Below are 26,326 nucleotides of genomic sequence, written 5' to 3'. Positions count from 1 at the left end.
TTCTATAAAAAATAGAAATCCTCATGAAATATACATATACAGAAAAAAAAGATACACGTTCAGGATTTGGAGCTGGATTAGCTGAACTTGCTGACACACACCCTAATGTAGTAGCACTTTGTGCAGATCTTATCGGTTCTTTGAAAATGGAGAAATTCATTGAAAAAGCACCAGAAAGATTCTTTCAGATCGGTATTGCTGAAGCGAACATGATCGGTATTGCTGCAGGTCTTAGCATTACAGGAAAAATTCCTTTTACGGGAACTTTTGCTAACTTCTCTACTTCAAGAGTGTATGACCAAATCCGTCAGTCGGTAGCTTATTCTGATAAAAATGTAAAAATATGTGCTTCTCACGCAGGTCTTACTTTGGGTGAAGATGGTGCTACTCACCAAGTGTTGGAAGACATCGGGATGATGAAAATGCTTCCGGGAATGACAGTAATCAATACTTGTGATTACAATCAAACTAAGGCGGCAACTTTAGCTATTGCTGATTTTGAAGGTCCTGTTTATCTAAGATTCGGAAGACCGGTAGTTCCAGTTTTCATTCCGGAAGATATGCCTTTCGAGATCGGAAAAGGAATTATGCTTCAGGAAGGAACTGATGTAACGATTGTTGCAACAGGTCACTTGGTTTGGGAATCTCTTGTAGCTGCAGATGAGCTTGAAAAAGAAGGTATTTCTTGTGAGGTGATCAACATCCACACCATTAAACCTTTGGACGAAGAAATCATCTTAAAATCAGTTGAAAAAACAGGAAAGATTGTTACTGCTGAAGAGCATAACTATATTGGTGGTTTAGGAGAATCAATTGCCGGAATGTTGGCTAGAAAAAGACCAACCAGACAGGAATTTGTTGCTGTAAATGATACTTTCGGAGAATCTGCAACACCTGCTGAATTAATGAAAAAATATAAAATCGATGCTACAGCCGTGAAAGAAGCTGTGAAAAGAATTTTAGAGAAATAATTTTTCTTTTAAGAATAAATGAAAGCATCCAGTTTTGGGTGCTTTTTTTGTTTATTTGCATTTTAATTTTAGCATGAAAAAAGCAAGTTTTCGCGACAGGGAAATAGTAGTTGATATTTTATGTCAGGCTTTTGTTGATGTGTTGATTCCAAATTCGATTAATTATGTTGTGAAAAATTCAGGCAACAGGCAAAAAAGAATTAAGGCATTAATGGAATATCAGTTTGACATGTCAATTTTATATGGAACTATATTTTTAAGCGAAAACAATAAAGGCTGCATCTTATATCTTGACAATGCTAAATTCAGCCTTAAAAGAATTATTCTTGAGCTTAAATTAGTACTCACCTGCATTGGTATCGAAAACACATTTAAGGTCTTAAAAAGAGAAAAATTGCTGAAAAACTTTCATCCTAAAGAAAATTTTGTGCATTTATGGTTAATGGCAATTGTTCCGGAAAGTCAGGGAACAGGGATTGGAACTCAGCTTTTAAAAGAATCATTAGAGTATTACAAAAACAAACTGATTTATGTTGAAACAACAACACCTGAAAACAGAACTTTTTATACCCAAAATGATTTTGTGATTTTTCACGAAACGTTCAAGCTGGATTATCCGCTTTATTTTTTGACTAAAGTCTAGTTTTTTTTTCGGCAAACCTGCTTAAGCTTTTTATTTTCTCCTACATATTTTCAAAGTTTTTCATTCTGAAAGAATCTCGACATCGTATTAGAAAATAGAATGGAAAAATTCTTGCCCAGATTCTTTCAGAATGACAAACTTTATGGTTATTTCCAAATGTTTAAATAAACGACTGTAACTCTAGCCCCGATTGTAACGACATCCTTTTTTGTTGCGGCCGGAGCGAAGCGGAGGCCGTAATAAAAAAGATACAGTGGAAAGCGGGAAACAGCTTCAAATAATAAAATAAATTAGCTGTTCGACGTAGTCAAATAGCTTCAAATAAAATTATTTAAAAAACTTCCACTTCGGGATAATCGCCAGCATTCCAAATCCTGTGAAAAGGAAAAGATTGGTAACATCTGTGTATAAAAACGTTGATAAATAATAGTTGTGCATAAAGAAATGCAGAACCAGTAGCACGGGGAATACAAAGATTCCTATTTTTCTATAAAAGAACATCAGCACCAGACTTATCATCATTAATGCATCAATCGAAAAGATCACGTAAAAATACCATCTTGGGATATTAAGAAACTCATGCTGCAGGTATTCATCTACATCAATTCCCAATCCCATTACCGTAAATAACATCAAAGCGGCAAATGCCAAAATAAAGCCCCATCCTTTCTTCGGATCCTCGTCAAAGTAACTGTATTCTTCCATAGGTACAAAAATAAAGAACTTATGAGAGATTTCATAAGTTCTTTTATAGTAATTCGTTTAAAATTTGATTAAATAGAAATAGCGTTGATCAATCTATTTTTATCGCTTAAGAATTCTTCCATAGAGATCATACTCTCAGTTCTCATAACATCCTGGATGTCATCGATCTGATAAATGATTCTCTTAGCATCGTCCGTATTCTTAGCTCTTACTTTACAGAAAATATTATATTTTCCTGAAATTACGCTCGCTTCGATTACGTTTGGAATGCTTGTAAGCTCTTTCAATACCTCTTGTGTGCGGTTTGATTTCGTTAAAAGAATTCCGATAAAAGCTGTAAAATGATAGTCTAACTTACCATAATCGATATTAAGGGATGATCCCAAAATAATACCTGCATCCTCCATTTTTTTCACTCTTACGTGAATTGTACCCGCAGAAACATCCATTTGCTTAGCAATTTCAGTAAAGGGCATTCTTGTGTTTTCTACTAAGAAGTCAAGAATCTTCTTGTCTATTTCGTCCAGTTGATAGTTCATATTAGTTAAATTACAATTTCCTTAAAAATTCTATGTATTCTTTGCAAATTTAGGAAAAATAATTTAACCATGAAAATTATATCAAACATTAACAATAATTAACATGTATGATAAAAATCATTAAAATATTCTGATTATTTGCCCCCTGTTTTTACAGAATCTGTTTTTATTTCAGTTTTCGACTCGGTCTGTTTTTTATCTTTTTTCTTCTTTTTGAACAAAGAATTGAAGCTGCGACTCCATACAACACCCCCTCCATAGGCTTGATTAGCAGAACCGTTAGTTCCTGCTCCAACACCCATTCCAATATTACTTGGCTTGGAATATCCCCTTAAAATTAAGCTTCCGTCGTTCTTTTTAGACACATCATATTCAATAGATCCTTCACCGGAAAGGTAATTTGCTTCCGTACTTTCGGTTTTTGTTAAAGGAATTCCCAGCCCGGTTTTTACTTTGATTCTAGGCGAAAGCGCAAAGCTAACCCCTGCATTTGCCCGGTCTCCCGTATTGGAATTCTGGTCTCCTTTTACATAATTAAGGTCGATCTGGAATTCATTACTCATTGCATTAAGAACCGAACCTAATTGCTTTAAAAGCAAGTTATATCCGGACGATTCTGCAACTCCGGCAACATCCACATCTACTCCACCTGTATTTGAAACGTTAAAACTATTTAACAAAAGAACCGAACCAAACTGTAAAACCTTCTCTCCTTCCTGACTCATTTTGGCAGCCAGCGTTTCTTTCACCTGACTCGAAACGTCCAATGCCGAAACATTCAGATCAATTTTAGGATCAATAAGAGACTGCGTAATATTAGCCTGAAGTAAAATACTGATCGGCTGTATATTTCCCATATTTAAATATTCCCCTGCATTGGAAACCATTCTAACGTAATTGGCTTTAATATCTAGAGCAGGCTTCATCGCGTCACCATCCCAACGGATGCTACTTCCGTTTGCAATTTGGAAAGTCTTGTTAAGAATCGCTTTAGAAACAAAGGTTCCGTTATCTACTTTATAGGTTCCGTTCATTGCAATATTTCCCTGTCGGCTCATTTGGAACCTCAAATTATCAGCAATACCTTTTACGGTAATATTTCCCACATCATCGCCAATCAATACGTTTACCGTGGTACCTTTATCAACATCAAGATCGAAATCGATATTCATATTGGCTCCGGATTTTTTCTTTTCTTCAAGTGTGATTAATCCGTCTTTTCCCTCTTTCAGGAATCTTAGCATTTTAAATTCTTCAACATTTGAAGTAGAACTTGAATTGAATGTGAATGTACTTCCATTCAAAGCTTTCATATTTGGTGTTGAAATACTTAATCCCGAAACCGGTCCGTCAACATAGAGATCGCCCTGTCCGTAAATTCTTCCCCAGAACAGATCATAATCTTTTTGTGTGGTGTTCAGCATTAATAAATTATCGGCTCTCATTACAAGGTTGACCCCCATTGAAGAAAGCGTTTCAAACTGAATCGCTCCGGAAATCGTCCCTTGTGAATTTGATCTTCCGTCGTGAACACTTATATTGTTAAGTACCGCCAATCCTTTAGATAAAGGAATCACCGTATCATCAAATGAATAATCTACCCCCGTGAATAAAAGTTTTAAACCAAAACTTTTCATAGCAATATCTCCACTGTAATCGAGGTTGTTTAATTTTCCGCTGATTTTAAGATCTCCAGTTGCTTTACCTCTTAAATTTCCAAAAACTGACTGTACAAACTGCTGAGCAAAAGACACATCAAATTCGCGCATTTCTGCTGTTAAATCAATCGTTGGCGAAGAAGTATTATTGTTAACAGTTCCTGTAAGATTTAAATTATTTCCACCAAGCACTCCGGCCGACGTTACTTTTATATCTACATCATACACATTCAATGAAAAACCATTTGTCGCTGAAATGGTAAGATCTCCCATATCATTTCCATTCATCATGATATCGTCAACCGTAAGATCTACCAAAGGCTGAAGCGTACTTTTATCCATTTTGATTTTTACACTTCCGTTGGCAAGACCTTTAATATTCATTGAATTACCACCGGACTGCATTTCCAGAAGCTTTTCGATCGCAAAATCTTCAATATCTGCATCTACATAAAAATCTTTAGCAGATTTAAACTGAGCTTCTTTGATAAACAGTGAACTTTTATCCGAATAAATCTTTAAATTTCTAATATCAAAATCAGACGTTGCTTTACGATACGTAATCGAGTGATCGAGTTCCGGACTTGTATCTATCGCCCAAGTAACTTCATTAAATTTAACTTCTGTAGGTTCAAATTTAAATACAAAATCTCCACCAGCATTCGTAGACTGATTAACATTAATAGCATACTCTTTCAACTGATCACTAAGCTCATCTTCCGGACTTCCGTGCTTGAATTTTGTTGCTAAATGAAGAATACTGTTATTTTCATTTCTACCGCTTAACGTGACATCTTTTAATATGTTTTTGTTGTATTCTACCCTGTTTATTTTTGCGTAGATCTGCTCGTCAAGATTAGCTGTATTAATTCTCACCATGACGCTGTCGACCATTGCGCTATCTCTGGTAATATTATCTCTATCATTGATTTTATAGGCAGGATTTGCTTCCGCTAAAGCTTTATCGGCTTCTGTAATCTCAACCTTTTTGGTCATGATATATTTCAGGGAAGCAGCATCAAGATTTAAGATTAAATTATTTGAATTTCCATCATATTGCCCATCAACTACAGCTCCCTGAGGAAGCTTAAGATCTGGCATAAAATAGCTCACCAAACCTTGCTGAACATTAAAGTTCATGGCAAAATTCTGTCCTCTGTATAATTTTCTCGGTGGAGGACCTACTAATATTCTTCCGATACCATTTTCGACCATTCCTACGAGATCGGCTAAATTATATTTTCCAGAAATCTTCCCATTCACAGCTCCCGGAGCATCAACATCGATGACACGACCGCCCGCTTCCAAGAACGTTTTTATTTTAGCATTTGGAATGACATATTTTTGAGTCGCTGTCGCAAAATTGATGTTACTGGCTTCAACATCCAGATTCAGATCACTAATAGAAGTCATTGCCATTTTACCGACAACTTTTCCGCTTACGATCTGACTTCCCGGTTTATCCGTGAAATAATTCATATTTAAATGATCAACATCAGCATCTACATTCATAGAAATCTTTGGAGTACTGAAATCTATTAACCCTTTTATGGTTGCTTTTGCCTGTTCATCATTAATTGTGATAAGTCCGTTATATTTTTTGTGATCCAACAAACCGTCTAAATAAAGATTGTTAATTTCTTTATTCATGATTTCGATTTTCGTGATCTGCGATTTTGTAGTCAAACGCATCGTATTAACATCGAAACTCTGTCCGTTGATATCAAATTTTCCTGAAATTAATCCAACCAATTTGTTTTTAGTAATGACGGAAGTGTTCAAATCATTCACCTCAACATATCCCGAATATTTTGGAACAGGCGTGCTGTATCCTGTAAGAGAAAATTTGGTAATTTTCGCCTGTCCGATTCCTGTCATTAGATTTCCGGTCGGCACATAAACCTGTTCCGGAGTAACTCTTGCCGCTCCGTTATATTTCAATTTCCCAAAATCATCAGCGAAATTCTTCATTTTTTTAGAAATAAATGAAGGCATCATTGCTTTCAGGTCTTTGTATGTAAAATCTGTTGAAAGATTATTGGTTTCAATTAAAAAATTACCTTTCAGTAAATTATTAACCTTCATCGTCTGAGTGGCAATATTTACATCAGGATTTCTGATCAGGAAATTTTCAAGGTGAAATTTATTCAATGGTCCTGTCATTTTTCCGGAAACATTGAATGGTTTAAAATTATCCCAATTCGTTACAAAATAACTGATATCATAACCGCTCAACTGACTTCCCTGTTTAAGATTCATATCCCAACGTACTTTGTCGGCAAAATCAGCCCACGAACCTTTATGAAGATTAAACTTAATATCTCCCTGCAAAAGTGTGTGATCTGTATTTAATGTTAAATCTTTAAGCAAAAGAAAATCCTGTGACATCGAAAGTTCCGTAGAAAAAGTATCTACAAAATGAGATTTCCCCCATCTTGTTGTGACGAAGGACATGTTATTGATCAACGCAGAAATATTGGTTCCGTTTACTTTAACATTCGGAGCTTTTAGATTGAATTTTGTTGCTGTTAACCATTTCCCAGGCTCACCAGGCGAGTTTTGATTAATGATAGAAACTTTAGAATCAATAATTTGTAATCTGGAATTCAGCTGAAAAGGAGGTTTGCTTGGATCTCTTTTTTTACCGCTGTCGAACAATTGTGTAAAGCGGATAAAGTTTGAAATACTGTCGCCTTTATAAGTAATTACCTGAACATCTGCATTTTTCAGGGTTAAAGAATTAAAGCTTAAAGAATTGTGTTTACCAATATTTGTAGCCAAAGAAAACCAATCTGAGTTGGCGGTAAATTCCTTTGCTTTAATAAATTCAAAACCTTTGTAATCTTTAATTTTTAAACCTTTAATTTTTACATTTCCAAAAAAATTCACTTCCACACTTTCTGTGGACATATCTGCTTTAAAATCCTGATTTACGATCTGTAAAGCCTGATCTGCAGCCCATTGTTTGGTTGCAGGAAGATTAATAATGATAACAATTGCAGTTACGAGACCTAATACCAGCCAAAAAAGAATCAACAACAATTTTGCCCACCAAGTATAACTTGTGACATCTTTTACTGCCTGTTTCCCAAATTCTCCGGCAGTTTCAACAGGATGATGAATGGCATCCGAAGCCAGCTCAGATGCTTCTTTAACTGCTTCCTTCACAACTCCCTCAACATCCTCCACAGTCTTGTGTACCTGATCACCTAAGTTTCCAGCTACTGATTTTTTATTCTCATTCTCGTTATTATTCTCTAACTTTGCCATTATTATGAGCGACTCTATAATTTTAGGTATTGAATCGTCTTGCGACGACACATCAGCAGCTATCATCAAGGGAAATTCTATTCTGTCAAACATCGCCGCGAATCAGGAAATCCACAAAGAATATGGTGGTGTTGTCCCTGAATTAGCTTCACGCGCGCATCAGCAAAATATAATACCCGTAGTTGAAAAATCTCTAACTAAAGCAAATATACAACAAAATGCTATTTCTGCTATAGGATTTACTCGCGGACCCGGACTTTTGGGTTCTCTTCTCGTAGGAACTTCATTTGCTAAGTCATTAGCAATGAGCTTGGACGTTCCTTTGATTGAAGTAAACCATCTCCAGGCACACATTTTAGCACATTTCATCGAGGATGCAAATCCTATGCCGCCAAAGTTTCCGTTTTTATGCCTTACGGTAAGCGGCGGACATACAATGATCGTTTTGGTGAAGGATTATTTTGATATGGAAATTATCGGAAAAACGATTGATGATGCAGCAGGAGAAGCATTTGACAAGATCGGAAAGATCTTTGATTTAGATTATCCGGCAGGTCCAATTATCGATAGACTAGCGAAAGAAGGAAATCCTGATGCGTTTAAATTTAATAAACCAAAATTAGAGAATTACGATTATTCTTTCAGCGGAATTAAGACTTCTGTATTATATTTTATACAAAAAGAAGTTAAAAAGAACCCCGATTTCATTAAAGACAATTTAAATGATCTTTGTGCTTCTGTTCAGCGAACAATCATTGAAATTTTGATGGCAAAACTTGAAAAAGCAGCTAAAGAATTAGATATAAAAGAAGTTGCCATTGCTGGTGGAGTTTCTGCCAATTCTGCGTTGAGAAAAGCGATGCAGGACAATAACGAAAAATTAGGCTGGAATATTTACATTCCAAAATTTGAATATACGACCGATAATGCGGCAATGATCGCTATGGTTGCTCAATTAAAATTTGAGCGAGGTGAATTTACGGATCTAAGAACTTCCGCAACCGCAAAATACGATTTATGAAAATATTGTTAGAAGAAAAAATACTTGGAACACAATCTAAAAAGAACTCAAAATATTACTGGGTTTTAGAAACTATTGTAGGAAAAAATGAAGTAACAGAAAAATCTGAAGACGAAGATTATTTAATGATAAGCTCAGAAATTGGATATGTTCAAAATATAAAGGAAGAGATCGTAGAGAAAATTAATTCAGAAAATGTATTTAGTTTTGCTTACGAACCCAAAGAAGGAGATTTTTTATCCATCAAAAATAATTTAAGAAAAAACGAATATTTGAATTTAATTTTTATGAATAATAAGTGGATTGAAGAAATTTACTCATGTTCATACAGAGATTGTGAAGGTGATATTTATACCACGATAAAAACCGGTGTGGCATTTTTAAGCGATAATGAAATTACCTTTTAATAATCACTTGTAAATAAAATTCAGGCAGATTTTAAATATCAATATATGAAACTTTTTTTTGGCGAAATCAGTAACGGAAAAGCAATAATTAATGACGAAGAACAACAGCACATCGTAAAAGTTCTTCGTATGAAAGATGGTGAAGAAATTCACGTAACCGATGGAAAAGGAAATGTAGCATCTGGAATATTAATGATCGAAGGCAAAAAGGCCAATATCGAGGTTTCTGAAATTAAAAATGATACGCCAGATTTTAATCCGAAACTTCACATTGCGATTGCTCCAACGAAAAATATTGACCGTATTGAGTTTTTTGTAGAAAAAGCCGTAGAAATGGGGATTTCTGATATCACTATTTTACAGACTGAGAAAACGGAGCGTAAAAATATCAATATTGAAAAACTTAGAAAACAAGCTATTGCCGCATCAAAGCAGAGTTTGAGATTTCATTTTCCTGTAATTAATGATTTAATTAAACTTCCTGATTTTCTGAAAAATATTAATCCAGAAGAGACTTTCGTGGCACATTGTAATGAAAATTTAGAAAGGATTGAATTAAAGGAAATTCCACATTTAGATAATATTACTTTTCTAATTGGGCCCGAGGGAGATTTTTCTGATAAAGAGATTCAGCTTTTAGCCGAAAAAGGAATTAAAGCTGTTTCACTGGGAAATCAGAGATTGAGAACGGAAACTGCAGGAATATTTGTTGCAGCCTGGAATTATTTAACTTAAAATTAATCACTAATAATTGAATATTTTAGTATTATTTTAATATTTTTGCGATTAAACTAACATATCGTGAAGCGTATTTATTTATTTTTAGCATTTTTTATATTTAAATTATTTTTCTCACAACTCGATAACACCCATTATTTACAGCCCATTATTTTTGGAGCATATGATACAACTACCATAACTGAGGAGTATATCTATCTTTCTACTCCATCTTCAACAAATATTACGGTAAATATCAGAATGGCCGATGGAACTACCATTCCAAGACTGTCTGTTTATAATATTAATGCAGCAACAACCGCTAACGTTGCGACGGGTGTTGTAACATTTAGCAACACTACTCCTGTAAGAATTGCGGTCATCAACGCATCAAACGTAGTTTTACCGCCGGGATCATCTCCCATGACGGTAGCAACTACCAGAGCCGGAACGATAATCCCTGCCAATATTGGAGGATTGTTATTTACTTCTGCTGATGATTTTTTCGTCAATTATAGAGGATTATCCGGTTCTCAGGCAGGATCTGTTCTTACAAAAGGAAAAGTAGCTTTAGGGAAAAATTTCTTCTGGGGCGGAACACCCAACGAATTTACAACGAATGTTCCTGAAGTGGGAAACATGGTCTCCATGATGGCTACCGAAAATAATACGGTTATTACCATATCTAATATTGATTCCGGGACACAATTTATTAACGGAGCCAGTGCGACACCATTAACAGGAACTACTTTTACAAGAACCTTACAAAAAGGACAGTCTTTTGTACTGTACGCCAAAGTAAAACTTAATGCACTCAGTTTACAAGATAGAGGCTGGCTAGGTGCTAAAATATCATCAGATAAAAATATCGCTGTTACCGTAGGAGGGCTAATGCAACAAGGAAGTGTTGAAACCGGAACACTTTCAGACAGTCGTGACTTTGGTGTAGACCAATTGGTTCCTGTAGAGCAATTAGGAAACGAATATGTTGTCATGCAGGGAAATGGCGGAGCTTATGAAAGAGTAATTGTAGTCGCTACGGAAGCCAATACAAAAATAACCATGAACGCCAACACCACTCCAAGTTATACATTAGTAAATATTGGAGATTATCAAATCGTTCCGGCCAGTTTTTTCACCAACAAAAACATGTACCTGAAAACAAATAAAGCAGTCTATGTTTTTCATAAAATATTCGGAAGCTCTGCGCTTAATACCAACAGTTTTATGTTTATTCCACCGCTTTCGTGTTTCGGACAGACATCAGTAAATATGATTCCGGATGCTAAACAGATTGGAACAACTTCATATGACAATACAGAACTTGCGGTACTTGCCGCAAGCGGAACAGCAAATATCCCCGTTGTAACGGTAGGCGGAACCGCGCTTGCAGCAACTGTCGCAGCAGGTACAGCCGTACCGGGAAATGCTAACTGGAGAAGTTACAGATATAACATTGCCACCGCAGCGGGAGGAACAGCAACCATTAAAAACGTAAGAGTAAGTTCCGCAGGAACCATTCAGGCTGAATTAGTCGGAGCCAGTGGTGCTGCTGGATTTGGAGGATATTATTCAGGATTCGGAACCGCTCCTATTGTTACTATTGCAGTAGCTAACAGCCCCAGTTCAAGACCTTGTACAGGAACCACGGGAAGTTCATCACTATCTTTATCTGTAACACCCGGTTTAGGTACTTATCAATGGTATAAAAATGGCGCTCCTATTTCTGGAGGAACTAACAGTAATTATTCTATTCCCATAACAGATAATTCTGCTGCAGAATATAATGTTGTGGTAACTCCACCCGGAGGATGTCTTATTTATTCAAATGTTGTAAAATCATTCGCATGCCCTTGTTACAAACCGGGCGCAACAGGAACTCCCGAAATTACCAAAATAGGTGTTTCAACAAGAGCTTCAAAAAGTACAGCAAACTGGCCTGCAGATATGAACAATGCATTTTTAGCTCTTGAATCTAATGATAAAGGCCTTGTAATCACAAGAATTCCTGATCCGGAAGAATCAATTGCAACTCCTGTAAACGGAATGATCGTATTCGACACAGACGACTTATGTCTAAAAATATATGACGGAACTCAATGGAGCTGTATTAACCAAACATGTAATTAATTATGAATTTAAAAGTAAATCTATTTATTATATCTTTTTTTGTATCTGCTCTTGCGAACGCTCAAATAGGTATAGAGAAAGAATCTATAGACGGTAGCGGACTGGTAGATTTTCCTGAAGGAACTACAAAAGGAATTATACTTCCTCAGGTAGCCAATAATATCAACATGACAGACACTTCAGCAGGAACTTTTGTTTTTGACGGAGCTTCTTCAAAAGTAAAATATTACAACGGTGCCAATTGGATCGAGCTTACAGGTCAGACAGGTGCTTCAAAAACATTACTTGTCGGAACTGAACAAGACAGATCAGCAGGAGTCATCATTGGAGCACCAGATTCAACGGCTAAAGGAGTTTTAGTTTTAGAATCAAATGATAAAGCATTAATCTTACCTAAAATCATTGATCCTGCAACCAATGTAAAATCACCATCAGCAGGGATGATGTGCTACGATCCCGTAGCAAAACTGGTGTGTTTTTATAATGGAATGAGTTGGAGTTTTTGGGGAAATATTGAATAATTCATTTTTCAAATAAACATAAAGCACAGATCCGCTCTGTGCTTTTTTATTTACTTATATTTCAAGATTATAATCTCTCAAATATTTCTGAAAAATCTGCTGTCCGCTTTGCATTGAATTTACTGCCCAACGGATTTTCATTTTCAATAATTTCTCGTCGCTTAATTTGTAATCGAGGTTAGAATTAATCAATTTTTGTTTTAATTCATACATACAAATTCCTGCCGCCACCGATACATTAAAGCTTCTCGTAAAGCCAAACATCGGAATAGCCAGCGTTTCATCGGCAAAATCAATTACTTCTTCCGAAACTCCTGCCATTTCAGTTCCGAAAACTAAGGCAATGGGTTCTGTAATTTGATAATCAGGAAGCATCACGGCATTTTTCTCCAAGGATACAGCCAGAATTTTATATCCTCGATCCTTAATTTTTTGTAAAGAATCAATGTTTTTTGGCATTTTTTCAACTTCAACCCAAGTTTCTGCGCCTTTTGTTACGGTGAGATTCGGATCAAATACATTTTCCTCTTCCATCGCGACAACTTTGTGAAAACCACACGCTTCCACCGATCTTATAATAGCCGCCGCATTTCTGAACTGATATACATCATCCATCACAGGAAGCACAAAATCAGAACTTTCCGGAGAAAAATGCTCGATCTTTCTCAATCTTTCGTCCGTTAAAAATTGTTTTAAATACTCAAAAGTTTTCGCTAAATCTTCCATTCATTTTCAAATCTTTGCAAATTAACGTAATTTTGAGGAACGAACCTGAAACAGCGGTGAAATTCTAATAAAAGTACTACATGAAACGAAAAGTCCTGCTCATCTATACCGGAGGAACCATCGGTATGGAGAAAGATTACGAAACCGGAAGCCTTCGTGCTTTTGATTTTGGAAATATCTTCGAAAAAATGCCCGAAATGAAGTTGATGGAATGTGAAGTGTTCGTTCATCCTTTTGCCAAACCGCTAGATTCTTCGGATATGGGACCTCAGGAATGGAAAATCATCGCCAATTATATTCTTAAAAGCTACGATGATTATGACGGATTCTTGATTCTTCACGGAACAGATACCATGTCCTACTCCGCTTCTGCATTGAGTTTTATGTTAAAAGGTTTGAAAAAGCCCGTAATATTTACCGGTTCTCAACTTCCCATCGGAGATTTGAGAACTGATGCTAAAGAAAATCTTTTGACGAGCTTGTATTACGCAAGTTTGTATGAAAATGATGAAGCTGTCATTCAGGAAGTTGCCATTTATTTTGAATATAAATTATTAAGAGGAAACAGAACATTGAAATATTCTGCGGAGTATTTTGATGCCTATTCCAGTCCGAATTACCCTATTTTGGGACAATCCGGCGTTCACTTAAATATCGTTAAAGATAATCTATATCGTTGCGAACCTGATGTAAAATTTCATGTGGATGAACATATTTCAGAAGATATTTTATTCTGGAGAATTTTCCCGGGAATGCATTTAAGTCATTTCAAAGAAATACCGAAAATGAAGGTGTTAATTCTTCAGGTTTTTGGATCAGGAACTATTTTCAGCAGTGAAAAAACTCAGGAAACGCTTCAGGAAATCAGAAATAACGGAACTGAAATTGTAGTTGTAAGTCAGTGTATTTCAGGTGGAATCTCATTCGGAAAGTATGAAAACAGTAATATTTTCTCAAGAATCGGAGCCATCAGCGGAAATGATATTACCGCCGAAAGTGCGATCACAAAAGCAATGCATTTAATTGATAATCCGAGTTACACAGGAACTTTTGCCGATAATTTCGCGAAAAGTTTATGTGGAGAAATCACCGAGTAATTGAATTAATAATTTGTCAGTTCAATAAAATAGCCTATTTTTGCAATCTCAAATAGAGAGGTGTCCGAGTGGTTGAAGGAGCTACCCTGGAAAGGTAGTATACGGGTAACTGTATCGAGGGTTCGAATCCCTTCCTCTCTGCAAATCAAAGTCTTAAGTTTCATACTTAAGACTTTTTTTTATTTAAAAATACTTTAGCTCAATAGATAAATAAAAAAATCCCAATCAAATTGACTGGGATTTCTGTTTGAAAAATCTACTAACTTTTTTCAAACTACAATTTAGCTATATATGAATGTTTTGGTTTCAATTATTAATTACAGATTGTCAAAAACTGATGACTCATCTGCACTCTGAATTTCGCTTCTGATCTCGCTTTGCTGTAAATAGAATTTTCAAAAGCCTGTACTGATTTTAATTTTTGATCAATAAACTCTGCAATCTGAACAATAGAGAACATAAAATCTCTGTACACAGCGATGTTAACCGTTTGTCCGTAACAAGGTAAATACGCTTTCAAGAAAGGAATTGTTGATTGATGCTGATTATAATTTACGCAATATCCCGCTCCTTCTTTAGAAGTGACGATCTCGTGATCGTTCATATAATCCAGCACATTTTCTGTTTTTGGAGAAATGCTATTCGTTGAAAAATACCTGTTGATTTTATCTAAAATATGTTGTGCATATTCCATCATGGTGATCGTTTTCCACTCGAATACATGATTCATTCCGTTTTTTATCTGTTTCCCGTTTTCACAACTTGTACAAAACGAAAGTCCAATTTTTTCATAATATGGAAAGAAGCAATCTTTAATCTGAATAGATGCATCCGACTGTAATCTGTCGCTCGCAAAATTGTAGTACAGATAAGGACTGTACAACTCTGCAAGGCTTTTCAGATAGTCTATTTCGCTTGTATTATGATATTCTTCGAACCATTTTTCAAGATTATCGTAATAGCGATTTTGAAATTCATTGAAACTTAAATAAAACGACATTTCCATAACTCTGTATTTTGATATGACAAAGCTATAGCGGTAATGCGACAAAACTTGACGTGTTATTTTTTTAGTTGAAAGATTTTTGTGGGTATTCGTTTTAATCGTTTTTTTAACGCAAAGGGCGCTAAGTTTTTTTGACTACTATCTGCTTTTAAGGTTCGCAAAGGCGTTCTACTCAGCAAAGTTAACAAAGATTATTATCAAAGTTTGTCATTCCGGAGGAATCTAGACGTAGCTTTTAAATGTAATTATTGAGATTCCTATGGAATGACAAACTTCATGAAAAATTTAAACTTAAAGTATATTAAAGCTTACTGCTTAAAGCCTAAAGCATACGGCTATCACTTATCATAATTCTTCATTATAAATTCAAAATAATGAATCATTTTAAGATAGTTTTCGATGCTGATATATTCGTTTGTACTGTGGATAGATTGTTGTTCAGAATTATTTATTTTAATCGGCATAAATCTGTAAATATTTTTACTTACAATCTGATATTTATAGGCATCCGTACCACCAACTGTAAGATAAGGTGTAGCAATTGCAGTTGGGTAAATTTCTTTAATTCCGGCTTCTATCAATTTAAAAGCTTTGGTATTTGTTGGTGAAACAGCAGAAGCTTCACGGGTGTTATCAATCTCTTCTACTTCAACATCAAAGCCTTTTGTCGCTTTTGCAATATGTTCTTTTACATCTTTAACCGTATTTCCCGGGAGCAGTCTGAAATTAACCACAAATTCTACTTCTGGGGAAAGAACATTGGTTCCGTCGCTGCCTTTCATCATTGTTAAAGCCGTTGTTGTGCGAACTAAAGCATTGGTTGTATTATTTTTTGTCAATTGAGACAAAAGTAACGGCTGCAACAACCACTGATTTGAAATAGCCAATCTATTAGCAAAAGGCATCGAGCCTCCGATATTATCGAAAAACTCTTTAATTAAAGGCGTAATAATTGGTTTCATCTGATCGTCTTCTAACCTCTGCATAATGACAGCAGCTTTTCCGATGGCGCTTTCTGTGGGAGGCATGGAAGAATGACCGCCCAAACCTTTTACTTTGATTTTAGCGGATAAAAATCCTTTTTCTGCACATCCTATCACGGCAACATCTGAGTCGATACCTTTTACACTTCCTTTTTCTAACACCAATCCACCTTCATCATATACAGCATCGAATTTCAGTCCTTGTTTTTTGAAATGATTTGCAATCTGTGCCGCCCCTTTTTGTCCGCCCACTTCTTCATCAAAACCGAACGCCAAATAAATATCATGTTTCGGAATATGACCACTTTTAATTGTATTCGACATGGATTCCATTAAGGAGAAAAGCATTCCTTTCATATCAATTGTACCTCTTCCATAGATTCTTCCGTTGGCAACTGCTCCTGAAAATGGCGCATAATCCCAATCTTCTGCAACTTTTGTAACCCGTGGTAAAGCTTTATCATTAGGTTTGAAAACATTTTCTTCCTTATTTTTAATATCCGCGTCTCCGGGAGGAACAACATCCATGTGAGAAAGAAATAGAATAGGTTCGAGATTAGGCTGACTTCCTTTTAGTTTAAAAACTAATCCGTATTTATTAACTTCATAGTTTTCAGTATTTTGATAAATTTCGGGGTAGGATTTTTTTAAATATTCTTTAAATGTATCAAAGGTTGAATAATCAAAATCACCCAATTCTCCTGTAGAAATTGTTGCGATTTTTAGTCCATTTGAAAATCTCTGAACAGCGGAATCGTTTTTTACAACTTTCCATTCTTTTGTAGTTGTTGAACTATTTTTTTTGAAAGGATAAGTGAAAGTTTTAATGAATAGAATTATAATTAAAACAATAATAATTCCCAGAATGATTAAAAGGAGTTTTTTCATGGTGATTGGTTTTTGTGATAATTAGTTGGCAATAATAAATATAAGGAATAAAAAATTAAAACAAAAGACCTAATCCCTACACGTTATTTTTACTATCCAACTCTTCTTTTCTGTTTTTTATAAAATCCGTCGGGCGAATTCCATTCAGTTCAAAGAAAAGATCTGAGAAGTTTTGTCTTGATGCAATACCACATTCTTTGGCTAAAGTTTCAATGCTGTATTTAAGATATTCTTTGTTTTCGAATAGTAAATTGGTGATATAATTAATTCTTAATTCACTCAAATATTTATTGAAATTCATTCCTTTACAGTCGTTGATAACCTGAGAAAGATAATTAGAATTGGTATTCAATTGAGTTGCTAATTTGCTCAGAGTAAGCCCTTTTTGGGTAAATTCTTTTTTATCCTCAAATGATTTTAATTTTTGAAGCAATTCTTCAACTTTACTTTCATTAAGAGTTGATTTTCGTTCTTCTACAGCGAAAACCAGTTTTTTAGGAACATTTTCAGTTTGATGAACTGAGAATTTTTCTTCCAATAAAACATATTTTTTCTTTACTTCTTTCGCTTTTTTATGTCTTTTAGTGAATAAAGTAACCATTCCAATTGCCCAGATAATGAGAACAATAATTACAATCGTTCCTAAATAATTAATCTTCTGCAACTTTTCTTTTTCATCCAACAACGTTTTTGTGTCATAATCTTTATGGATTTTTGGAGATAAATAAGTAAAATCCTTAGACATAATGCTGTCTGCCTTCAAAAGTTGGGTGGTATAATATAATTGCTGCGTTTGGTTTTTCTCTTTTTTACTCTGATCAATTAAGATCTCATAATTCTCTCTTAATTCCGGAAGAATAAACTGATTTTCTTTAAAAATAGAATCAACTTTTTTAAAGTATATCATCGATTCTTTAGCATTTTTTAAACTATAATACGTTTTTCCAATATAAAAATAATCAAGCGAAAGTCGGGCAAAATCCCGGCTTTTTTTAATTGAAGAAAGTGACTGATTTAAGTTTAATAATGCAGACTGAAATTGATTATTCCTATATTCAGAAATACCTTTAGACAGAAGGAAATATCCTTTTTCCTGAGCATAATCAGGATTATTTCCGACTTCGGAAAGTCCGGTTTGTATGGCAGAATCTGCTTCTTTATATTGCTCTAAATGTCTGTAGCAAATAATTAACTGATGAAGACAGTTCAAATACCCTTTTTTATTATTATAAATTGCATTCGGGCCAAGATCGGATCTGGATTTTTCCCTGTCATAATATTCCAGACTATTTTTGAATAATTCTGAGGCATCCTGATAATATCCCAAATAGCTTTTTACAACACCAATATGATATAAATTCTGATATTTCAGATATTCATTTTTTGTATTTTTAGAATATTCATAAGCTTTGAGGTATTCATTAAGTGCCTGCTGAAATTTTTTATAATGGTAATAATATATAATTCCTTTTTCAAGATAAGCTATACTTTTCAGGTCACCGTCTTTGGACTGATTAGCCGCCCAAATCATACTGTCTGAATATATTAATTTAATCTTATTTTCAGTAGAATAAAATACACCGTCTTTATATCCCTGAACCAATTCTTTATAGTTCTTTTCTTTTTTTGCTTTAGAAATATAAGGTTGAAGAAACGGAAAAGCTCTTGCATCATTCTCTTCAAGATTCTCAAATTTTTGTCTCAATTTTTGAAAATCACTATAGCCTTCCTGGGACAGAAGAAGTTTAAAAAAAACGATAAAAAGTATGAAAAATATTTTTTTTGTCACCCCGATGAACATTCAGTGTCCTAATTTCGATCAAAAATACATAAAATTGAGTAGTTTTTCTCATTGATTATTGAATTAATACCAACATGAGCATTATTTTCATTTTACAAAACAACACATTATTAATCAACACATTAAATACAACTAATTCATAAATTAGGACGTATAAATTTATAAATTAAGACAACAAGTATTTTTTTTAATCGATTCAAGATGATAATTTCGGCCTCAGATTTTAAATGGGAACAACTGGAAAGTACAGTAAGATTGTAAAAACAAAAAAACATTAGAAGGGTAAAAACACACAAAAACACCAAATATAAGTTTTGAAGAAAACAAATATAATTTCATGATTGTACAGTAAAATACCGCCTTCCTTCTTGGGAATTTTCTTTTAAGGAAGGTTGGTTTTTAAAATTAATCTTTGTTAAAAAAACTAATAACCTTTTCATATAAAAACTAATATCCATTGAAATATTCAATTTAGTTGTGGTCATTTCCTGCAGGTAAATTTTGAAGGGTTCTTGTAAAAGAACCTTTCTTTATTAAAGTTTTCAGTTTAGAATCGAAAAGAGACTGTTCCGTATGGGCAGCCTCTTTTCTTTTTTAAAACATTAAGGATTTATAATTACTTCCAGCCTCCGCCTAAGCTCTTATAAATATCAACAACTGTACTCAGCTGTTTTTGTTTTGCTTCAACCAGTTCCATTTTGGCATCCAAAGCATCTCTTTGGTTCAGAAGAACTTCCAGATAATCTGCTCTTGAGTTTCGGAATAATTGATTCGCAATATCGATAGATTCATCCAAAGCCTTTGTTTCCTGAGACTTCAGCTGATAATACTGATCTATGTTTTTCACTTTTGACATTAAATTGGCCACATCCAGATATGCATTCAGAATTGTTTTATCATATTCATACAAAGCCTGGATCTGTCTTGCATCAGCCGTTTGGAAATTAGCTTTAATTGCACTTTTATTAATAAGCGGTCCCGCCAATTCTCCTGCCAGACTTGAAGCAATAGATTCCGGCAACTTCACTAAATAAGAAGGTTTAAAAGCTTCCAATCCTAATGTTGCAGAAATTTCCAATGAAGGATAAAACTCTTTTCTTGCTGCTTCTACATCTAATTTTGATGATTTTAATTCTAATTCAGCTTGTTTGATATCCGGACGGTTCGCCAATAATTGTGATGGAATTCCCGTATAAACAGTCGGAGCAATTGTTGACATAAAACTTTCCTTCGTTCTTACAATCGGCTGAGGATATCTTCCTAAAAGAGCATTGATCTGATTTTCTTTTTCAGTAATACTCTGACGGATTGTATATTCTGAAGCTTTTGATTTGGCTAATTCCGCTTCGAATTTCTTCACTGCCAATTCAGTTGCCGCCGCCGCTTCTTTCTGAATTTTAGAAATCTCCAACGCTTTTTGCTGAAGTTTGATATATTGTTGAATAATATCCAACTGATTATCAAGCGCCAATAAATCATAATAATTATCAGCTACTTCTTCAATTAAGTTTGAAAGAACAAAGTTTTTTCCTTCAACCGTAGACAGATAATGTGCTACGGCTGATTCTTTTTCTGTTTTAAGCTTTTTCCAGATGTCAACTTCCCAGTTGGCCATTAAGCCACCTTCAAAATTACCAAGCGGATCCGGCATTTCTTTTCCGGGCTCGATTTCTGTTGATGCATCACCGGCTCCTTCGCTTGTGTAACGTCCGGCTTTAGTAACTCCGGCTCCAATTCCTGCAGAAACAGTTGGAGTTAATCTTCCTTTTTTAGCTAAAACACCACTTTTTGCAATTTCAATTTCCTGCAAAGTGATCATCAGCTCCTGATTGTTCTTTAAAGCTGTTTCAATTAAAGAAACTAAATTCGGGTCAGTAAAAAACTGTCTCCAAGGTGTTGTTCCGCTATTATTATTGGCGTCTTGTTGCTCTTCCTGATTAAAGTTTTGAGGGATATTTTCTTTCACCTCATCTTTTATTACGGTCGCCATCGGTGCTTTACAACTTGCTAAAACAAGCGATAAAGCAATGGCTGCTATATATTTATTATAAGTCTTCATGTTTTCCATCGTGTTTGTAAGGTTCAGTTTGTTCGGTTAAAGGATTTTCTTCTTCATATTTTGCCAATTTAGATTTCTCGGCAATTGTTCCGAAAATGTAGTACAATCCAGGGATGATCATTAATCCGAAAATAGTTCCGATTAACATACCTCCTGCTGCGGCTGTCCCAATCGTTCGGTTTCCTGTTGCACCCGGCCCTGTTGCCATTACCAACGGAATCAAACCTGCAATAAATGCAAATGATGTCATCAAAATCGGACGGAAACGGATCGCAGCTCCTTCAATTGCAGCCTGCGCCACCGGAATTCCTTCTTCAGCCTTCTTCTGGACGGCGAATTCTACGATCAATACGGCATTTTTACCTAAAAGTCCGATCAACATGACCATTGCCACCTGAGCATAAATGTTGTTTTCTAATCCTAATAATTTCAAGCATAAAAATGCCCCGAAAATACCTGTCGGTAACGAAAGAATTACTGGTAATGGAAGAATAAAACTTTCATATTGAGCAGCAAGAATTAAATAAACAAATCCTAAACACACTAAAAATATATAAATAGCCTCATTTCCACGGCTAACCTCATCTTTTGAGATACCTGCCCAGTCGATACCGAAACCTCTTGGTAGCGTTTTATCGGCAACCTCCTGAATGGCTGCAATCGCCTGTCCGGAACTGTAACCCGGCGCAGGAGTACCACTTACCTCAGAAGAGTTGTACATATTATGTCTCGTGATCTCAGACAAACCATAAACTTTTTCCAAATGCATGAAATCTGAATACGGAACCATCTGGTCTTTATCATTTTTAACATACAATTTTAATAAATCACTCGGCAACGCTCGATATTGCGGACCTGCCTGAACAATTACTTTATAAGGTCTGTCGAAACGGATGAAGCTGGTTTCATAGTTGGAACCTATTAAATTAGAAAGGTTATCCATCGCATTTTCAATCGTAACACCCTTTTGTTCGGCCAAATCATTATCGATTTTCAACATATATTGAGGGAAACTCGCAGAATAGAATGTGAAAGCAGAACCCAATTCAGGACGTTTTTTCAGTTCCTTAACAAAGTCATTACTTACTTTTTCCATTTTCTGATAATCTCCACTTCCTGCTTTATCTAAAAGACGAAGTTCGAAACCACCTGCGGCACCATAACCCGGAATAGATGGCGGTTGGAAGAATTCTATATTGGCTCCTGGAATATTTTTAGCCTTTTGTTCAAGCTTTTCTATAATCTCGGCGGCGGATTCTTTACGGTCTTCCCAACTTTTAAGGTTGATCAAACAAGTCCCTGAGTTTGAACCTGTACCTTCCGTCAAGATTTCGTAACCTGCCAATGAAGAAACAGACTGTACGCCGTCAATATCTTCAGATTCTTTCAATAATTCTTTGGCAATCTGGTTTGTTCTTTCCAGTGTAGAACCCGGAGGAGTCTGAATAATCGCATAGATCATCCCCTGATCCTCACTCGGAATAAACCCTGATGGAAGAGAATTACTTAAGAAAAATGTACATAAACAGAACGCCAATAATAATGGAAGTGTTACCATTTTTTTCGTTACTGTTTTGTTCAGCATTTTCTCATATCTCCCTGCTCCTTTTGTAAATAAATTGTTGAATTTATCTAAGAAAATAGTGATCGGAGTTCTTTTTTTAGCTTTTCCGTGGTTATTTTTTAGAATTAAAGCACATAAAGCCGGTGTCAACGTTAATGCTACAACTCCGGAAAGGATAATTGCAGAAGCCATTGTAATTGAAAACTGACGGTAAAATACCCCAACCGGACCAGACATAAACGCAATCGGAATAAATACAGATGCCATTACCAAAGTGATCGCGATAATTGCCCCACTGATCTCATGCATCGCTTCTTCCGTTGCTTTTAATGGCGAGAGACCTTTCTCTTCCATCTTGGCGTGGACGGCTTCAATAACTACAATCGCATCATCGACGACGACCCCAATTGCCATTACAAGGGCAAAAAGCGAGATCATGTTCAGCGTAATTCCGAAGGCGGACATTACGGCAAACGTACCGATCAATGAAACGGGAACCGCAATCGCCGGAATCAGGGTAGAGCGCCAATCTCCTAAGAATAGGAATACTACGATCGCCACCAAGATAAACGCTTCAAACAACGTATGAATTACCTTTTCAATCGATGCATCCAAGAATCTGGAAACGTCATAACTGATGTCGTAATGCATTCCTTTCGGGAAGTTATTTTTCTGAAGATCTGCCATCAAAGATTTTACATTTTTGATAACGTCACTTGCATTGGAACCATACGATTGCTTAACAGTGATCGCTGCAGAAGGTTTTCCATTTAATGTAGAATAAATATCATACATGGAAGAACCGAATTCTATATCAGCAACGTCTTTTAATCTTACAAACTCACCTCCCGGTTTTGCTTTAAGGATAATATTTCCGTAGTCTTTTTCATTATTAAAACGACCCGGATATTTTAAAATATATTCAAATGATTGAGAACGTTTTCCTGAACTTTCTCCTGTTTTACCGGGAGACGCTTCCAAACTCTGCTGATTCAATGCTTCCATTACCTCATCGGATGAAACATTGTAAGCAGTCATTCTATCAGGTTTTAGCCAAACACGCATGGCATATTCCCTTGTTCCTAAGATGTCAGCGAAACCTACTCCACCAACCCTTCTCAATTCAGACATTACGTTGATATCTGCGTAGTTGAAAAGGAATTTCTGATCAGCTTTAGGATCATCACTATACAAGTTAATGTACATCAACATGTTAGGCTCTTCACGGGTAATTTTCACACCTTCACGCACTACCAATGGCGGAAGTTTATTCACCACCGAAGAAACACGGTTTTGAACGTTTACTGCCGCAACGTTTGGATCTGTACCCAAATCAAATACGATCTGAATAGAAGCTTCCCCGTCATTTCCGGCATCAGAAGTCATATACTTCATTCCGGGAACACCATTTAGACCTCTTTCCAAAGGAATAACTACGGATTTGATCAACAATTCGTTGTTGGCTCCGGGATATTCTGCAGTAATGTTTACTTTAGGCGGAGAAATTGAAGGGAACTGCGTCACCGGAAGTTTTACCAGCGACAGGACTCCCATAAATACGATAATCAATGAGATTACGATAGACAGAACAGGTCTGCGAATGAATTTCTTAAACATATAATTTCATTTATAGAGTCCTACTCTGCTTTTAATTTCAATGATTGAAGAACTTTTTTCGGATCCTGGAACTTCACCTGAACTTTTTGATCATCTTTTACTTTCTGAACTCCTTCAAGAAGAATTTTATCTCCTTCAGCAAGTCCTGAACCAACTACATAAACATCCGGAAGCTCATAAGCCACTTTGATATTTCTAGACTTTACTACCCCGTTCTTATCCACTACAAAAACATATTTTTGATCCTGAATTTCGTAGGTTGCTTTTTGTGGAATAATTAAAGCATTTTTAAGCGGTAAAGTCATTTGTACTTTTCCTGTTTCGCCGTTTCTTAATAATTTATTAGGATTCGGGAACTTAGCTCTGAATGCGATATTTCCTGTTTCGCGGTCAAATTCTCCTTCGATGGTCTGAACTTCTCCTTTTTGAGGAAAAACATCTCCGTTTGCCATCACCAAAGAAACCAGATTGCTTCCTCTTGATGCAACATTTGTCTGGTAAGACAGATATTCCGGTTCGGAAACGTTGAAATAGGTGTAGATATCGTTGTTATCTGATAGAGATGTTAATAAATCACCTTCATCAATTAAGCTTCCCAATTTCAAAGGAATTCTGTTGATAATTCCTGAGAATGGAGCTTTAATGTCCGTGAACGACAAGTGAATCTGAGCCAATTTAGCTTCTGCACTAGCTGCATCTAGCTTAGCTTTTGCCATTAACCTCTCGTTTTTAGAAACAATGTTGTTGTTGGCTAATGTACTTGCGTTTTTTAATTCAATAGTAGCTTGTGCTACCTCAGCTTGCGCCTTTAATAATTCTGCCTGATATAATTTTGGCATAATTCGGAACAATGTCTGACCCTGATGTACAAACTGACCTTCGTCTACAAAGATCTTCTCAAGAAAACCTTTCTCCTGTGCACGAACTTCAATGTTTTTTACAGACTGAATCTGCGCTACATATTCTTTACTGATTACAGTATCCATTTTCACGGGGTTTGTAACCGGATAGATTGTAACTTCTTCTTTTTCTTCTTTTTTGCTGTTACAACTTGCGAACAACAAAAGACTGCCAAGCGCGAAGCTTGAGACAACTCTTTTCATCATAATACTAGAGTTTATATAAATCGTTAATGTTTTAAATAGAAAAATTGTGGTAATGAGTATTTTGGCGATGTGAGCTCACCTACAGCACAACGCAGAACATCTTCTGCTTAAAATAAAAAGCAGAAAACTAATCGAAAAATGAAATTTTAGATTCTGATAGAACGAATCAGAATGAATGTTTTAACTGAAGAAAATTCAGATAAATAGCCGTGAATTGCGGGCTTTAATTTTTTGAAACTTTTTAACCCAAAAATATAAACCAGCGTAAAAACACTTGCAAAAAATACAATAGACTGCACCGTATCCGATAACTGGAAGTCGTCTTCCGCAAGTTCTAAGGAATAAGCATTACTTGCATCATCCGGAGCCTGCTGCATAGAAAGCTTTTCGTAGGTTTGGTTTAAGCGGTTTGCTCTTTTGGGTAAATTATGAGAAGTATGAGAGTTATAATCGTTTTTCAACGTTTTGACATTGATCTTACTTTCCACTACGAATAGCAGAAATAAGCTGGTCAAAAAGTATACGATGTAGTTTCTCATTTTCAAGGCACAAATGTAATTCTTAGTTTGAATACATTTCAAACAAATTTTATGATAATTACACATATTAACAATATTTAACTCTCCTTTAAATAAGCTGAAAACCGATGAATACTGTTTTTTCTGAAAATTTCAGACCTGAAATAACGCTGTAATTATTCAAAATTTGCGATTTCACAGAATACTAATATTAATAAACTTCACGCAATTAAATTAATTTTTTAACACATAATATTAATTATCATTAATATTTTTATTATAATTTAAGATTATATCAATATTTTATTTAATTTTAGTTCAGAAATAAATAACTAATAAGTGATTTGTTTTCTTGTATGATTTTATCGATTATGACAAC

The 26,326-nt window shown here is 35.3% G+C and carries 19 protein-coding genes and 1 tRNA gene; 9 read left to right on the top strand and 11 right to left on the bottom strand.

Translation table 11 applies throughout. The features are described from left to right. The first annotated feature begins 23 nt into the window (after positions 1–23). On the top strand, positions 24–971 hold the full coding sequence (locus SB689_RS16490) for a transketolase family protein (RefSeq protein ID WP_410693208.1): 948 nt from the start codon (positions 24–26) through the stop codon (positions 969–971). Between the two features lie 73 nt (positions 972–1,044). Continuing rightward, the gene (locus SB689_RS16485) at positions 1,045–1,614 is read left to right on the top strand and encodes a GNAT family N-acetyltransferase (protein ID WP_410693207.1); all 570 of its coding nucleotides are present in this window, start codon (positions 1,045–1,047) and stop codon (positions 1,612–1,614) included. A 327-nt stretch (positions 1,615–1,941) separates the two neighbouring features. Here the strand turns inward: SB689_RS16485 and SB689_RS16480 are convergent, their stop codons facing one another. From SB689_RS16480 to SB689_RS16470, 3 genes are all read right to left on the bottom strand, one after another. Next, complete coding sequence (locus tag SB689_RS16480; protein WP_410693206.1) at positions 1,942–2,319, bottom strand: hypothetical protein; 378 nt, start codon at positions 2,317–2,319, stop codon at positions 1,942–1,944. A 68-nt stretch (positions 2,320–2,387) separates the two neighbouring features. Beyond that, entirely contained in the window at positions 2,388–2,858 is a 471-nt protein-coding gene (locus SB689_RS16475) for an Lrp/AsnC family transcriptional regulator (protein ID WP_066751538.1), read from the bottom strand. 134 nt (positions 2,859–2,992) lie between these two features. After that, the gene (locus SB689_RS16470) at positions 2,993–7,786 is read right to left on the bottom strand and encodes a translocation/assembly module TamB (protein ID WP_410693205.1); all 4,794 of its coding nucleotides are present in this window, start codon (positions 7,784–7,786) and stop codon (positions 2,993–2,995) included. 4 nt (positions 7,787–7,790) lie between these two features. Between SB689_RS16470 and tsaD the strand changes: the two genes are divergently transcribed. The 5 genes from tsaD to SB689_RS16445 all read left to right on the top strand — a co-directional run bounded on the left by tsaD (position 7,791) and on the right by SB689_RS16445 (position 12,582). Then, positions 7,791–8,807, top strand: a complete 1,017-nt coding sequence (gene tsaD, locus SB689_RS16465) for a tRNA (adenosine(37)-N6)-threonylcarbamoyltransferase complex transferase subunit TsaD (protein ID WP_410693204.1) — start codon at positions 7,791–7,793, stop codon at positions 8,805–8,807. Further along, positions 8,804–9,214, top strand: coding sequence for a hypothetical protein (locus SB689_RS16460; protein WP_410693203.1), 411 nt, complete (start codon positions 8,804–8,806; stop codon positions 9,212–9,214). Before tsaD ends, SB689_RS16460 begins: the two co-directional genes overlap by 4 nt. A 45-nt stretch (positions 9,215–9,259) precedes the next feature. Further along, positions 9,260–9,949, top strand: a complete 690-nt coding sequence (locus SB689_RS16455) for an RsmE family RNA methyltransferase (RefSeq protein ID WP_410693202.1) — start codon at positions 9,260–9,262, stop codon at positions 9,947–9,949. Positions 9,950–10,015: 66 nt separating this feature from the next. After that, positions 10,016–12,061 (top strand): IgGFc-binding protein, encoded by a 2,046-nt coding sequence (locus tag SB689_RS16450; protein WP_410693201.1) that lies wholly within the window; start codon positions 10,016–10,018, stop codon positions 12,059–12,061. Between the two features lie 2 nt (positions 12,062–12,063). Next, a complete protein-coding gene (locus tag SB689_RS16445) occupies positions 12,064–12,582 on the top strand; it encodes a hypothetical protein (protein ID WP_410693200.1) in 519 nt (172 codons plus the stop codon). Positions 12,583–12,636: 54 nt separating this feature from the next. Here the strand turns inward: SB689_RS16445 and SB689_RS16440 are convergent, their stop codons facing one another. Further along, positions 12,637–13,308: a TrmH family RNA methyltransferase gene (locus SB689_RS16440; protein WP_410693199.1), complete on the bottom strand. Its 672-nt coding sequence runs from the start codon at positions 13,306–13,308 to the stop codon at positions 12,637–12,639. Between the two features lie 80 nt (positions 13,309–13,388). On the opposite strand from SB689_RS16440, the gene SB689_RS16435 reads away from it, so the two are divergent. Together SB689_RS16435 and SB689_RS16430 are read left to right on the top strand one after the other, a co-directional pair. Then, the gene (locus tag SB689_RS16435; protein ID WP_410693198.1) at positions 13,389–14,405 is read left to right on the top strand and encodes an asparaginase; all 1,017 of its coding nucleotides are present in this window, start codon (positions 13,389–13,391) and stop codon (positions 14,403–14,405) included. A gap of 54 nt (positions 14,406–14,459) precedes the next feature. Further along, a tRNA-Ser gene (locus tag SB689_RS16430) sits at positions 14,460–14,546 on the top strand. Between the two features lie 172 nt (positions 14,547–14,718). On the opposite strand, the gene SB689_RS16425 is transcribed toward SB689_RS16430, so the two are convergent. The 7 genes from SB689_RS16425 to SB689_RS16395 all read right to left on the bottom strand — a co-directional run bounded on the left by SB689_RS16425 (position 14,719) and on the right by SB689_RS16395 (position 25,968). Then, complete coding sequence (locus SB689_RS16425) at positions 14,719–15,411, bottom strand: hypothetical protein (RefSeq protein WP_410693197.1); 693 nt, start codon at positions 15,409–15,411, stop codon at positions 14,719–14,721. Between the two features lie 338 nt (positions 15,412–15,749). Then, positions 15,750–17,282 (bottom strand): M20/M25/M40 family metallo-hydrolase, encoded by a 1,533-nt coding sequence (locus SB689_RS16420; RefSeq protein ID WP_410693195.1) that lies wholly within the window; start codon positions 17,280–17,282, stop codon positions 15,750–15,752. Positions 17,283–17,358: 76 nt separating this feature from the next. Next, positions 17,359–18,987 carry a helix-turn-helix domain-containing protein gene (locus SB689_RS16415; protein ID WP_410693194.1) on the bottom strand — a complete coding sequence of 543 codons (1,629 nt, stop codon included), beginning with the start codon at positions 18,985–18,987 and terminating at the stop codon, positions 17,359–17,361. Between the two features lie 712 nt (positions 18,988–19,699). Further along, positions 19,700–21,142: a TolC family protein gene (locus SB689_RS16410; protein WP_410693192.1), complete on the bottom strand. Its 1,443-nt coding sequence runs from the start codon at positions 21,140–21,142 to the stop codon at positions 19,700–19,702. After that, complete coding sequence (locus tag SB689_RS16405; protein WP_410693190.1) at positions 21,129–24,323, bottom strand: efflux RND transporter permease subunit; 3,195 nt, start codon at positions 24,321–24,323, stop codon at positions 21,129–21,131. The genes SB689_RS16410 and SB689_RS16405 overlap by 14 nt, the downstream gene beginning before the upstream one ends. A 20-nt stretch (positions 24,324–24,343) precedes the next feature. Then, positions 24,344–25,426, bottom strand: a complete 1,083-nt coding sequence (locus SB689_RS16400) for an efflux RND transporter periplasmic adaptor subunit (RefSeq protein ID WP_410693398.1) — start codon at positions 25,424–25,426, stop codon at positions 24,344–24,346. A gap of 149 nt (positions 25,427–25,575) precedes the next feature. Continuing rightward, complete coding sequence (locus SB689_RS16395; RefSeq protein ID WP_410693189.1) at positions 25,576–25,968, bottom strand: hypothetical protein; 393 nt, start codon at positions 25,966–25,968, stop codon at positions 25,576–25,578. Between the last annotated feature and the right edge of the window lie 358 nt (positions 25,969–26,326).

The organism is Chryseobacterium sp. SIMBA_038, assembly GCF_046535115.1.
Lineage (GTDB): Bacteria > Bacteroidota > Bacteroidia > Flavobacteriales > Weeksellaceae > Chryseobacterium.
The sequence above is the reverse complement of the archived record's forward strand: the minus strand, read 5'-3'. Positions and strand labels throughout refer to the sequence as shown.

What these genes read in the sequence shown, in the direction of transcription:
- SB689_RS16490 (WP_410693208.1), top strand. Translation starts at nt 24, where the DNA reads ATGAAATATACATATACAGAAAAAAAAGATACACGTTCAGGATTTGGA.
- SB689_RS16485 (WP_410693207.1), top strand. Translation starts at nt 1,045, where the DNA reads ATGAAAAAAGCAAGTTTTCGCGACAGGGAAATAGTAGTTGATATTTTA.
- SB689_RS16480 (WP_410693206.1), bottom strand. Translation starts at nt 2,319, where the DNA reads ATGGAAGAATACAGTTACTTTGACGAGGATCCGAAGAAAGGATGGGGC.
- SB689_RS16475 (WP_066751538.1), bottom strand. Translation starts at nt 2,858, where the DNA reads ATGAACTATCAACTGGACGAAATAGACAAGAAGATTCTTGACTTCTTA.
- SB689_RS16470 (WP_410693205.1), bottom strand. Translation starts at nt 7,786, where the DNA reads ATGGCAAAGTTAGAGAATAATAACGAGAATGAGAATAAAAAATCAGTA.
- tsaD (WP_410693204.1), top strand. Translation starts at nt 7,791, where the DNA reads ATGAGCGACTCTATAATTTTAGGTATTGAATCGTCTTGCGACGACACA.
- SB689_RS16460 (WP_410693203.1), top strand. Translation starts at nt 8,804, where the DNA reads ATGAAAATATTGTTAGAAGAAAAAATACTTGGAACACAATCTAAAAAG.
- SB689_RS16455 (WP_410693202.1), top strand. Translation starts at nt 9,260, where the DNA reads ATGAAACTTTTTTTTGGCGAAATCAGTAACGGAAAAGCAATAATTAAT.
- SB689_RS16445 (WP_410693200.1), top strand. Translation starts at nt 12,064, where the DNA reads ATGAATTTAAAAGTAAATCTATTTATTATATCTTTTTTTGTATCTGCT.
- SB689_RS16440 (WP_410693199.1), bottom strand. Translation starts at nt 13,308, where the DNA reads ATGGAAGATTTAGCGAAAACTTTTGAGTATTTAAAACAATTTTTAACG.
- SB689_RS16435 (WP_410693198.1), top strand. Translation starts at nt 13,389, where the DNA reads ATGAAACGAAAAGTCCTGCTCATCTATACCGGAGGAACCATCGGTATG.
- SB689_RS16425 (WP_410693197.1), bottom strand. Translation starts at nt 15,411, where the DNA reads ATGGAAATGTCGTTTTATTTAAGTTTCAATGAATTTCAAAATCGCTAT.
- SB689_RS16420 (WP_410693195.1), bottom strand. Translation starts at nt 17,282, where the DNA reads ATGAAAAAACTCCTTTTAATCATTCTGGGAATTATTATTGTTTTAATT.
- SB689_RS16410 (WP_410693192.1), bottom strand. Translation starts at nt 21,142, where the DNA reads ATGAAGACTTATAATAAATATATAGCAGCCATTGCTTTATCGCTTGTT.
- SB689_RS16405 (WP_410693190.1), bottom strand. Translation starts at nt 24,323, where the DNA reads ATGTTTAAGAAATTCATTCGCAGACCTGTTCTGTCTATCGTAATCTCA.
- SB689_RS16400 (WP_410693398.1), bottom strand. Translation starts at nt 25,426, where the DNA reads ATGAAAAGAGTTGTCTCAAGCTTCGCGCTTGGCAGTCTTTTGTTGTTC.
- SB689_RS16395 (WP_410693189.1), bottom strand. Translation starts at nt 25,968, where the DNA reads ATGAGAAACTACATCGTATACTTTTTGACCAGCTTATTTCTGCTATTC.